The following is an 11,226-nucleotide window of genomic DNA, read 5'->3' as shown; positions in this document are numbered from 1 at the left end:
CACGCGCGAGTTCACCCGCCGAACCCGCGGGACGCGCCCGCGAGCCGTATCACGTCGCCTCCCCCGCGACTCCCTCCGGGTAGGCGGACAAGGAGGTGCGCCTGATGCGACACCAGACAAGTATTCGCTCGGCGCGCCCGCGGCACGCGCCGCTGGCCCTGCTCGTGGCGCTGGTGCTCTCGGCAGGAGCGGCCTGCTCCTGGGGCGGCGACGACACCACGGGCGACGACACCACGCAGACCGACAGCACCGATGACGGCGGCGGCGGAGGCGGCAATGACAACGGCGGCGGAGGCGGCGGAGGCGGCGGAGGCGGCGGCGGAGCACAACCCTCGCCGATCCGCCTCGGCAGCCCCCTGGACCGGGCCGGTGGCGACCAGACCGTGTCCGAGATCGCCGACCTGGCAGCGGATGCGATAGCGGGCCAGTGCCCCGGTGGGGACCTGTGCGTCGAGATCACCTTCGAGCCCGCCGTGCGCGACTGCATCTACTCCGGATCCGACCCGGCGGAGGGTGACCTGATCGAGGTCGGTGCAACGCTGACGTTGTTCGGGGACCCCGAGAACCCTGAGGGTTGTGCGGACGGCGGCGAGAACGGCGAGGAAGTCGATCCGACAGAGGAAACCACCGACGACGGCACGGACGAGAGCCCCTCCGAGGGCAGCCAGGGGTAACCCGGGATGAGCGGTCGGGAGAGGACCGTGCCCGACGAGGACACGCCGGCCGACATCGGCCGGATCGTGCGCGTCGCCACGGAGGTCATCGCGCCCGTCACCCTGGTCACCGCGCTGCTGTACTTCTTCGGGCGCAAGCAGATCACGTTCTTCTTCGAGTACTTCGGCGTGGACGTCTCGACGCTGGGGCTGACCACCACCGACTACCTCTACCTCGCGCAGGACGGGCTCCTGATCCCGCTCGCCGTGGTGGCCGCGGGGGTGCTCGTGGCCCTGTGGGTCAGGGGCGGGTCCCGCGCCGGGGGCTCCCGGCCCGACGTCGACCGCTGGATCGTGCGGGTGGCGGGCCCGGTCGGAGCGGTCCTGGCCCTGTTCGGGCTCATCCAGGCGTTCTGGCCGGGCGCGGGCCTGGCCGACTGGGTGCCGTCGTGGGTGGCCCCCCTCTGCCTGGCCGGCGGGGTGCTGCTGCTCGGCCTGGCCGTGCGCCGTCGGCGCACGATGCGACGTCGCGACGACGAGCCCTGGGTCCCGCCGTCGCAGGCGGCACGGCTCGCCGAGTGGGGTGCGATGTTCGCGCTCGTGGCGGTGGCGCTGTTCTGGGCGGTGGCGGACTACTCCGCGGCGGTGGGCCACGAACGGGCCGCACGGTTCGCGGACGGCCTGCCGGAGGACTCGTCCGTCGTGGTGCGCAGCACCGTGGACCTGCAGATCGTCGGGCCGGGTGTCACGGCGACGGCGTGCCCGTCGGGCGCGGACGGGTTCCGCTACCGGTACGACGGCCTGGTCCTCATGGCCGCCTCGGGCGGCCGGTACGTGCTGATCCCGCGCGCCTGGTCGCCGGACACCGCCGGCGTGGTGTCGGTGCCGGTGTCCGACGACGTCCGGCTCGACCACCTGAGCCCGTCGCCCGACGGCCAGGCACGTCAGGGCCCGACGACCAAGCCCGGCTCACCCTGCTGACCGCGCTTCGTGAGCGGCCGGCGATCGGGTAGCCTCCCTGCCGTGCGCGTGCTCTCGCTCCTCCGGTCGGCCCTCACCGGCCCTCGGCAGGGCCTGGTCGGAGCGCTGGCGATCCTCACCGTGATCGTCGGCGTGGTCACGATGCACTCGATGAGCGGTTCGCCGGCCTCCCACGGGCACGCGGTGCCCCACGAGACCGCCGAAGTCGTGTCGGCGCATGTCGCGTCGGAGCAGGTCGCGTCAGCGCTCACCGGCATGACGCAGGCCGTCGCCGGACCCGTCCTGGTCCAGGCCCCCGCGACGGACGACCACGCGGCCGGTGACGAGGGCTCCTGCTGCGACGGGTGCGGCGGGCACGACGCCGCGATGGCGATGTGCCTCATGATCCTCGTCGCGCTTCTCGCCCTGGCCGCCCCCGCGCGACGGCTGCTGTGGCGGGCCCCGCTCCGGCTCGCGGCGTCCCTGGCCCCGGCGTTCGCCGGCCTCCGCGACCTCGCGGCCCCCTCCTTGCACGAGCTCTGCATCTCCCGGACGTAGACCCGGGTCCGGCGCGCACCCGCGCCGACCGACGAGCGTGACCGTGCCCCAGCGCGGTCGCGCCAGTGAGTGCTACCCCGAGACGAACCAGAGGAAGACACCATGAAGCGCACCCTTCTGTCCGCGATCGCCCTGTCCGCCGCACTCGCCCTCACGGGCTGTGCGGGTTCCGAGGAACCCGGCCAGCAGACCGCGGCGGAGCACGCCGGGCACAACGACGCGGACGTCATGTTCGCGCAGATGATGATCCCGCACCACGAGCAGGCGATCGAGATGGCGGACGCCGTCCTGGCCCGGCCCGACGCCGACCCGCGGGTCGCCGAGCTGGCCACCCAGGTCAAGGCCGCCCAGGCCCCCGAGATCGAGACGCTCACCGGCTGGCTCGACACCTGGGGCGCCGAGCCCACCGGCGAGCACGGGGGCCACGCGGGGATGGACGGCATGATGTCCGACGAGGACCTCCAGGCGCTCGCCGGCGCCACCGGCCCCGCCGCGGACCGCCTGTTCCTGGAGCAGATGGTCGTGCACCACGAGGGCGCCGTCGAGATGGCGCAGGCCCAGGTCGAGTCGGGCCAGGAGGCGGGCGCGGTCGAGATGGCGCAGACCATCGTGGAGACGCAGACGGCCGAGATCGAGACGATGGAAGAGCTCCTCGCCTCGATGTGACCGACGGGTGGTGCGCCGGCGCGGTCCGGCGCACCACCCCCTCCCGAAGGAGCCTGCCCATGCGCAGTTCTCTCGCCGGAGCGCGCCCTCGCGCGGTCCGCACCGGGGCGGCGTCCGCCCTGCTCGCCCTGCTCGCCTCGCTCGTCCTGACGCTCTGCTGCGCGCCGCCCGCCGCCGCACACACCCGGCTCGAGTCGTCGGTACCCGCCGCCGGGACGACGGCGTCCGCCCCGGTCACCGCGGTCACGCTGCGGTTCACCCTGCCCGTGAGCCTGCTCGGCGACGGCGTGGTGATCGACGGCCCGGACGGCGTCGTCACGGCCGACGTCGCCGCCGCCGAGGACGGCCTGGTGCTGGTCGCGACCCCGGCGGCGGCCCTGGCCGCCGGCCCGTACACGGTGACCTGGACCGCCGCGGCCCAGGACGGCCACCCGCTGGAGGGGACCTTCGGCTTCACGGTGGCGGGCGGGGCGCCTGACGACGCAGCCGACGAGCCCTCGGCCGGCGCGTCCACCGGGACCGGCCACGACATGAGCGGGATGAGTGGCTCGGACCACGGCACGGGGCACGACATGGGCCACGACCCGGCCGCGATGGGCAGCCCCGCGACCGACGCCGCGGGGATCGTCACCCGGCTGGGCGGCGCCGCCGCGCTGTGGGGCGGCCTGGTCGCCGCGGGGGCCCTGGTGTTCGCCGGCCTCGTGCTGCGCGGGCGGGACGAGGCGGACGTGCCGGCCGTGCTGCGGCTGGTCCGCCGGTCGGGAGTGCTGCTGCTCGGCGGGCTCCTCGTCCGCGTCCTGGCGAACGCGGTGCTCGTGGCACACGGCGACCTCGCGGCCGCGATCTCGCCGGCCGCCATCGGTGACTCGCTCACCGGCACGACGCGCTGGGACGTGGGCCTCCAGGCCGCCGGCGCGGTCGCCCTCGTGCTGGGCGCCCGGCGCACGCTGCCCGCATCGTGGCCCGCGGCGCTCGGCGCCGCGCTGGCCGGCGCCGGACAGGTCCTCGGCGGCCACAGCAACACCGTCGAGCCCCGGTGGCTCGTGGTCACGGCGGACGTGGCGCACCTGGCGGCCGCCGCCACCTGGGTGGGCGGCGTCGTCACGCTGACGCTCCTGCTCCGGGCCCGGCGCCGGGACGGGCGCGACCTGGGCGCCGCGCTGCTGGGCGCCCGCTTCTCGGTGGTCGCGGGCCTCTCCCTCGCGGTGGTCGGCGTGGCCGGGGTGCTGCTCGCGGTGGGGATCCTCGACCGCCCCGCACAGCTCTGGGAGAGCACCTGGGGCCTGTTCCTGCTGGCGAAGGTCGGGTTGGTCGTGCTGGTCGCGGCGATCGGCACGCACAACCACCTCCGCGTCGTCCCGCGGCTCACGGCGCGCCGCCGGGCGGTGGTGCGGCACGCGGGACGGTCGCGCAGCGCGGGCGACGCGCTGCGGCGCAGCGCGCGCCGGGAGACGGCGCTCATGGTCGCGGTCGTGCTGCTCACGGCCTGGCTGGTCGCGGCGTCCGTCCAGGGATCCGGGTGATGTCGCTCCGCCGCGGTATCAACGCGAACGCCGTCGGCTCCGCATCTGTGAGAGCAGTACGCAGGGGGCAGCGGCAGAAGAGGCGATGGTGCCATGTCCACGAACATCCCCTGGACCGTCCGGCAGGGTCCGCGCGGGCCCGTCCCCGTGTACGTGCTCCAGTTCGACGCGCGGGGCACCCTGACCTCGCCGCGGTCCCTGGCGGCCCTGGTCGAGGACGCGCGGGACGCCACCGACCTCGTCGTCGTCTCGCACGGCTGGAACAACGACTGGCTGGCGGCCACCTCGCGCTACGACGAGTTCTTCGACCACCTCGACGCGGTGCTGCGGTCGCACCCGCCCGCCCCGGACCGCCCGTTCCGCCCCGTGTACGTGGGCGTGTTCTGGCCCAGCGCCGCGCTGGTCATGCCCTGGGAGCGGGGTCCCGACATCGCGGGCGGCGGCGACGGCCTGGTCGGCGAGCTGGCCGACGAGCTCGCGGTGCTGAGCGGGGACCTCGGACCGGAGCTGAGCGCCGAGCTGCACGCGCTGCTGGCCGACCCGGCGCTGGCCGACCCCGGGACGGGCGGGGACCGGGCCGACCTGGCCGCCGAGATCCTCGCGCACCTGCCCGTCGCCGACCAGGACGAGACCGGCGCGACGGGCACCCGGGTGGACGGGCCCGCGCTGCGGGCCGTCTGGGAGGACACGCTCGCGCGGATCGAGCCGACACCCGTCCGCCCCGGCGGCATCATCCCCGACGACGTCCCCGAGGGCGGCCCCGGGGAGGGTGGCGCGGCCGCCCCGCAGGTCGCGGGCTTCAACCCGCTGGAGCTCATCCGTTCCGGGATCCGCCTGGCCACGGTGCGCCAGATGAAGGACCGGGCCGGTCGCGTGGGCGGCACCGGCGTGGCCGCCGCCCTGCGCCGGCTGGCCGACGAGACGCCCGCGCGGATCCACCTGGTGGGCCACTCGTACGGCGGGCGGGTCGTGCTCTCCGCCGTGTGCAACGGCCCCTGGCCCGGCCGGCCCGTCGACTCGGTGCTGCTGCTGCAGCCGGCGCTGTCCGCCTGGGCCTTCGCGGGCGACGTCGACGGCCGGCCCGGCGGGTACCGGCCGGCGTTCGACCGGGTGCGCAACCCGATCATCACCACCCGGTCGGCGCACGACCTGCCGCTCACGCGCGTGTTCCACCTGGCACTGCGGCGCCGGGCCGACCTCGGCGAGGCCGAGATCGCGGGACTGCCGCCGTCGCGGTTCGCCGCGCTCGGCGGCTACGGCCCGCAGGGCGTGGGCGCCGAGGCGCTCCAGATCGACCGGATGCCCGACGTCGGCCAGCACTACCCGATCGGCGAGCACGCCGTCGACAGCCGGTACGAGGTGATCGGCGTGGACGGTACCTGGTGCATCCCGGGCCACGGCGCCGTCCAGTCCGACCAGACCGCCTGGGCGCTGCTGAGCCAGATGCGGGCCGCGGCGCACACGGACGGGTGAGGGAGGCGTCGATGGCGAAGACCCTGCGCTCGGAGATCGACCTGCCGACCCTGCGCATCAGCGTGGACCTGGCCACCTCGGAGGCCGTGTTCGCGGCGGTCCGCGGACGGCGCCGGCCCACCGAGGTCGCGCGCTGCCCCCTCGCGGAACTCGGCCTGCCGCCGAGCGCCGTCGAGCACGTGCGGGACGCCGACCTGACCGTCCCCGTGACGGTCGTGACCCGGCTCTCGGCGGCCGCCGAGAACCTCGGCACGTCGCCGCTGCCCCCGCACAACGCCCTGTGGCTGGAGTTCCCCGTGCCCCGCGGCCTGGTGCACGTGCTGCCCTGGGAGCGGCTGCTCGCGGGGCTGGGCCGGCCCCTGTTCCGGCTGCCGTTCCACCCCGTGCGCCCGCAGAAGCCCGGGGTGCAGCTCGACGTCGCGATCTGCTCCAGCTCCCCCTTCCCGACGGTCCGGTTCGACCCGGCGCGCGTGGTCGCCGAGCTCGCCCACCAGTACCTCGACATCCCGGGCCGGCACGTCACGGTGCACCTGTTCACCGACGCCGACCGGTACGCCGCGACGTGCGACGCCGTCCACCCGCTGCTGGGCCGCGGCGACGTCGTCGTGCACGTGCCGGCGGAGCGGGACGCCGCGGCGCGGCGCACGATCGCCCGCCCCGGGGGCCCGCACGCGATCGCCAACCCGTGGCTGACCTGGATCCTGGACGCCGTCGAGGGCGGGCGGCTCGACATCGTGCACTTCGTGGCGCACGGGCACCTGTCCGACGGCCGCGGGGCGCTGGTGCTGGCCGGCTCGCCTGCGTCGAACGACGGGCCCGCGACGTTCGTCGAGGCCGTCGAGGTGATCGAGCTCCTCACGCGGGTCGGGGCCGTGGGCCTGGCGCTCTCCGACCCGCCCGGCAGCGACAGCGCGGCGGGGCTGCGCGACCTCGCCGACTACGTGGCCCAGTCCAGGCCGGGGGTCACGGCCGTGCACGACGTCGCGGCGGACCCGGGCGGCGAGCAGCTCGCCAGGAGCCTGCGCACGGCGCTGACGCCGTCCGGCCCGCTCGCGGCGCCGTTCCCGGCGATGACCGCCTGGGTGCACCCGCTCTTCGTCGAGGTCATCCGCGACCCGGAGCCGGCCGGCGAGCCGCTGACCACGGACCTGCGCGAGCTCACCGACGGGCTCATGCTCCGCAAGGACGGGCGGTCCGCGTTCCTGCACGAGGCCACGCGCAAGGCCGCCGTCGAGGTCGACGGGGACTCGTGGGTCGCCTCGGCGTCGCGCAGCATCGAGCACCTGCAGATGAGCTGGCTCCCCTACACGGCCGACCTCCCGGTCGACCAGGCCGCCGTGGACGCGCTGAACCGCGTCTCGGCCCTGCTGGAGCGGCACGTCCACCTCGCGTACCCCGAGGAGCCCGAGCCCCCGGAGGGTGGTTCCCGATGAGCCGCGTCGTCTTCCAGCTCTCCGCCTTCGGCGAGGAGGGCGCGACCACGCCGCTGGTGCGGCTGGTCGAACCCGTCGACGACCAGGCCCTCGACCGGACCTTCGACTGCCCCACGGGCAGCCCGGCCCGCGCCCAGGCCCTGGACGCCGACGTCAACGCCCGCGAGGGCGACCGGCTGTTCCAGGCGCTCGCCGCGCACGAGCAGCTCGGCGACCAGCTCGCCGTGGCGCTGCACAGCGCCGACCACAGGTTCCCCGTCTACGCGGAGATCCTGCCGCGCAGCGGGGCGGACGGCCTGCCGTGGGAGGCCCTCCGGTTCCCCGGCGACGGGCCCTACCTGGCGCTGGAGGACAAGTACGCGCTGGCCCGCGTGGTGCGCACGACGGCGCCGCCGGTACCCCTGTACCAGCTCGAACCGCCGCTGCGGATCATGGCCCTGCTGTCGTGCCTGGGCCTGGGCGCCGCGGCCGAGCTGCGCGAGCTGCGGGCCGCCGCCCTGGAGGCCGGGCCGGGCATGGCCCGCCTCCTGGTCGTCGTCAGCGAGGAGGAGCTGGCCAGCGGCCTGCAGGCCGAGGTCGACGCCGGCACCGCCCCCGAGATCGCGGGCGTGCACCTGGTGCCGCCCGACCACCACGACCTGGTCCGGCTGGTCAACGAGTTCAAGCCCCACGTGCTGCACCTGTTCTGCCACGGCTCCGCCGAGCCCGTGCCGCACGTGCGGCTCGCCCTCAAGCAGGACTGGTCGGCGGCGGACCCCGGCATCGGCCTGGCCCTGGAGAAGGAGCAGTTCGCGAAGTTCGTCTGGGACACGGACGGCGGGCCCTGGCTCGTCGTCCTCAACTGCTGCGAGGGCGCCGCCTCGTCGGGGGACGGGGCGACGTCCCTCGCTCGCGACCTCGTCACCAAGGGCGTCGCGCCCGCCGCCGTCGGCATGCGCGAGCCGATCCGGAGCGCAGTGGCCAGCACGCTGACGCAGGGCCTGTACGGCGCCCTGCTCGGCGAGCTGACCACCCGGACCAAGGCGGGCGCGACACTGTCGGCGCCCCTGGACTGGGCGGCCCTGACCGTGGCGGCCCGCAACCGGCTGGTCACGGAGCTCGGCGCCGGGCTGTCGCCCACGCAGGCGCGGAACCAGAGCCGCGAGTGGACCCTGCCGGCGCTCTACCTGCGCTGGGAGGAGTTCCAGCTCCAGCTCACGCCCGCGCGGAACGGCGGACCGCCGCGGGTCGACCCGGAGCAGGCCCGGACCTGGCGCCTGGAGGTCGCCGCGCTGCAGAGCCTGCTCGCCGCGCTGCCGCCCGGCCAGGGCGCCGCGTTCCGCGCCGGCGCCGTGGAACGGATCGCCGAGCTCGCCGGGCTGCTCGGCGTCACGCCGGAGGCCCTGGAGGAGTCGTCGTGACCGTCACGCCCGGTGCCGCCCCCGCCGTCGACCCCGGCTACGAGATCACCAGCGACGCGTGGTCGGGCACGGCCCCGGTCGCGGGGCGGTTCGCCGCGGACGTGCGGCCCTGGCTCACCCAGGAGTTCACGGTCGCCGAGCGCACGGCGCGGCCCGCCCCGGCCGACCCGTGGGACTGGCGGCACCCGGACGTCGGCTGGGGGCTCGTGGCTCGCGAGCCCGAGGGCGCCACCCGGGACGAGCTCCTGGCCATGGCCGACCTGCCCGCGGACATCCGGCGCCTGGTCGCGGCGCGCGACGGCCGGGTCTTCCGCTACCGCCCCGCGGGCGGCTACGCGCAGTGGACCCTCGTCGACCACGCGGGCGACGCCCAGCCGTTCGTCCCGGCCGCCCCGGCGGGGGCCGACGCCGGGGAGCTGCCGGCCTTCCTGCTCATCTACGGCAGCCCCGAGCAGGTCCCGTGGCGGGTGCAGTACATCCTCAACCCGGTGCGCCACGTGGGCCGGCTCGACCTGACGGGCAGCGCCCTGACGCGCTACGTCGACGCCCTGCTCGGCGAGTGGCGCGACTCGGCGGCCCAGTGGTCCAGGCCCGTCGTCTGGGCGGTGGACCACCGGATGGGCGAGATCACCACCCTCATGCGCGACGTCGTCGCGGAGCCGCTCAGCGGCGACCTGAGCGCGGACGCCGAGCTGACGCCCACGTTCGTGGACGGGCGGACCACGCCCGCCACGGTCGCCGCGCTGACCGCGGCGCTGACGAGCAGCCGGCCCGCCGTCGTCGTCACTACCAGCCACGGCCAGACCGGGCCGCTCGCCGACCCCGCGCGCCTGCGCGCGGACCTCGGCAAGCCGGTCGACCACGACCACGCGCCGCTCGACCCCGAGGCCCTGCTGGCCTCCTGGCAGCCCGACGGCGCGATCTGGTTCGCCCAGGCCTGCTGCTCCGCCGGGGCGGACAGCCCGTCGGCCTACGCCGGGCTGTTCGACGGCGACCTGGGCCGGACGTTCGACGGCGTCGCCGCGCTGGGCGCCCTCACCTCGCCGCTCCCCTGGGCCCTGCTCGGCGCCCGGAAGCCGCTGCGCGCCTTCATCGGGCACGTCGAGCCCACCTTCAACTGGACGCTCAGCTTTCCGCCGAACGCGCAGCCGCTGACCGCGCAGCTGCGCGAGGCGCTCTACGCGCGGCTGTTCCTGGGCCGGCCGGTGGGGTACGCGATGGAGCCGTACTACCGGCCCATCGGAGCCCTGCTCCAGGGCTACCAGCTCGCCGAGAAGGAGTTCCAGACCGCCTTCGGGGCCAGGGCGAGACCCAGCCTCGACATGATGGTGTACAGCCGCGTGACGGCCCACGACCGCGCCAGCACCGTCATCCTGGGCGATCCCACGGTCGCGATCCCCCTGCCGTCGGCCGGGCGGGCAGAGCACGGTCCGGCAGAGCACGCTCAGGCCAGGAACTCCAGCCAGAGGGGGTAGTGGTCGCTCAGGCGCCACGAGACCTGGTTCCGGGTGAGGTCCCGCAGCGCGTGCGGGAGAAAGTCGAAGCTGCCGCCGTGCCCCGTGTAGGTGAGTCCCTCCAGGAGCGACGGGGCACCGGGCCGCGCGGGGTCGCTGAACCAGGCGATCTGGTCGTACTGGTGGTTGGTCCGGTCGTCGTCGAAGATCGTGCGCGGCACCGTGTTCAGCTCCGCGGGCGGCCAGAGCCCGGTCGAGGCGAACGCCGCGAAGAGCGGGTCGTCCAGCCGGTCGAGGTTGAAGTCGCCCAGGACGAGCAGGTTGTGGTTCCAGTCGTCGGGCCGGTCGGCCCAGCCCCGCATCCACGTGGCGAACGCGGTCAGCTCGCCGATCCGGTCGGCGGGCGCCTTGCCCCACAGCACGTGCACCGTCGTCAGGATGAACTCGGTCGCGCCGCGCACGAAGCCCGCGGCGTACGGGGTGCGGGCGAACTGGTCGACGTCGTTGCGCGCGTCCTTCGGCAGGACGAGCTCCCCGACCAGGCCGGAGGCCTGGACCCGCTCGGAGTCGTAGACGTAGGCGAGGCGCTCGCCGTTGCCGGGACCGCCCTCGGTGACGTCGGAGGCGATGACCTGGTAGCGCGGGCCCAGCAGGCTCAGGAGCGCGAACAGGGCCGTGGTGTCGCGCCGGGTCTCCTGGACCGCCGTCACGTCGAACCGTTCGACCACCTCGGCGATGCAGGCCAGCGCGTGCCAGTCGCGCTTGGGGCGGTCGTCCTGGGCGGACTGCCACTTGTGCGTGAGGTCGCCGAAGGCACGCAGGTTCCATGTGCCGACCAGCAGGTTCTTGGTCGTCTTGGCCGGGATCTGGGCCGCGAGCGCGGCGCGCACCCGGTCGACGTCGCCGGCGACCCCGCCGGGCACCGGCCCGGGCGGCGGGGCGATGGTCGTGGTCATGGCACATCACCTGCAGACGGAGAGATCGGGAGGTACCGATACCTGACAGGAGGGCGGCCTCGCGAGGGCTGATACCGCCGGACCCGGATGAACCAGGTGATATCACAGCTAAATTTCGATGCTTCCGCATCCAGGGTGAGACTGCTGCCA

At 75.3% G+C, this 11,226-nt stretch carries 10 protein-coding genes; 9 read left to right on the top strand and 1 reads right to left on the bottom strand.

Annotated elements, in window-relative coordinates:
• The first annotated feature begins 104 nt into the window (after positions 1-104).
• The 9 genes from AB0I29_RS04400 (at position 105) to AB0I29_RS04360 (ending at position 10,141) form a co-directional block, all read left to right on the top strand.
• Complete coding sequence (locus tag AB0I29_RS04400; protein ID WP_357478462.1) at positions 105-674, top strand: hypothetical protein; 570 nt, start codon at positions 105-107, stop codon at positions 672-674.
• Between the two features lie 27 nt (positions 675-701).
• Complete coding sequence (locus AB0I29_RS04395; protein WP_357478458.1) at positions 702-1,634, top strand: hypothetical protein; 933 nt, start codon at positions 702-704, stop codon at positions 1,632-1,634.
• Positions 1,635-1,676: 42 nt separating this feature from the next.
• Positions 1,677-2,171 carry a hypothetical protein gene (locus tag AB0I29_RS04390; RefSeq protein ID WP_357478455.1) on the top strand — a complete coding sequence of 165 codons (495 nt, stop codon included), beginning with the start codon at positions 1,677-1,679 and terminating at the stop codon, positions 2,169-2,171.
• A 102-nt stretch (positions 2,172-2,273) separates the two neighbouring features.
• Entirely contained in the window at positions 2,274-2,837 is a 564-nt protein-coding gene (locus AB0I29_RS04385; protein ID WP_357478453.1) for a DUF305 domain-containing protein, read from the top strand.
• Between the two features lie 59 nt (positions 2,838-2,896).
• The gene (locus AB0I29_RS04380; protein WP_357478450.1) at positions 2,897-4,360 is read left to right on the top strand and encodes a CopD family protein; all 1,464 of its coding nucleotides are present in this window, start codon (positions 2,897-2,899) and stop codon (positions 4,358-4,360) included.
• Between the two features lie 93 nt (positions 4,361-4,453).
• Positions 4,454-5,833, top strand: a complete 1,380-nt coding sequence (locus AB0I29_RS04375) for a hypothetical protein (RefSeq protein ID WP_357478447.1) — start codon at positions 4,454-4,456, stop codon at positions 5,831-5,833.
• Between the two features lie 11 nt (positions 5,834-5,844).
• On the top strand, positions 5,845-7,266 hold the full coding sequence (locus AB0I29_RS04370; protein WP_357478444.1) for a hypothetical protein: 1,422 nt from the start codon (positions 5,845-5,847) through the stop codon (positions 7,264-7,266).
• Entirely contained in the window at positions 7,263-8,666 is a 1,404-nt protein-coding gene (locus AB0I29_RS04365; RefSeq protein ID WP_285102202.1) for a CHAT domain-containing protein, read from the top strand. The genes AB0I29_RS04370 and AB0I29_RS04365 overlap by 4 nt, the downstream gene beginning before the upstream one ends.
• Positions 8,663-10,141, top strand: coding sequence for a hypothetical protein (locus AB0I29_RS04360; protein WP_357478441.1), 1,479 nt, complete (start codon positions 8,663-8,665; stop codon positions 10,139-10,141). The genes AB0I29_RS04365 and AB0I29_RS04360 overlap by 4 nt, the downstream gene beginning before the upstream one ends.
• On the opposite strand, the gene AB0I29_RS04355 is transcribed toward AB0I29_RS04360, so the two are convergent.
• A complete protein-coding gene (locus tag AB0I29_RS04355) occupies positions 10,111-11,076 on the bottom strand; it encodes an endonuclease/exonuclease/phosphatase family protein (RefSeq protein ID WP_357478438.1) in 966 nt (321 codons plus the stop codon). The two genes, AB0I29_RS04360 and AB0I29_RS04355, sit on opposite strands and share 31 nt — an antisense overlap.
• Positions 11,077-11,226 lie beyond the last annotated feature (150 nt).

It is taken from the genome of Promicromonospora sp. NPDC050262 (assembly GCF_040655935.1).
Lineage (GTDB): Bacteria > Actinomycetota > Actinomycetes > Actinomycetales > Cellulomonadaceae > Promicromonospora.
Note: the sequence above shows the minus strand (reverse complement) of the source record. Positions and strands in the feature narration are given on the sequence as shown.

What these genes read in the sequence shown, in the direction of transcription:
- AB0I29_RS04400 (WP_357478462.1), top strand. Translation starts at nt 105, where the DNA reads ATGCGACACCAGACAAGTATTCGCTCGGCGCGCCCGCGGCACGCGCCG.
- AB0I29_RS04385 (WP_357478453.1), top strand. Translation starts at nt 2,274, where the DNA reads ATGAAGCGCACCCTTCTGTCCGCGATCGCCCTGTCCGCCGCACTCGCC.
- AB0I29_RS04380 (WP_357478450.1), top strand. Translation starts at nt 2,897, where the DNA reads ATGCGCAGTTCTCTCGCCGGAGCGCGCCCTCGCGCGGTCCGCACCGGG.
- AB0I29_RS04375 (WP_357478447.1), top strand. Translation starts at nt 4,454, where the DNA reads ATGTCCACGAACATCCCCTGGACCGTCCGGCAGGGTCCGCGCGGGCCC.
- AB0I29_RS04370 (WP_357478444.1), top strand. Translation starts at nt 5,845, where the DNA reads ATGGCGAAGACCCTGCGCTCGGAGATCGACCTGCCGACCCTGCGCATC.
- AB0I29_RS04365 (WP_285102202.1), top strand. Translation starts at nt 7,263, where the DNA reads ATGAGCCGCGTCGTCTTCCAGCTCTCCGCCTTCGGCGAGGAGGGCGCG.
- AB0I29_RS04355 (WP_357478438.1), bottom strand. Translation starts at nt 11,076, where the DNA reads ATGACCACGACCATCGCCCCGCCGCCCGGGCCGGTGCCCGGCGGGGTC.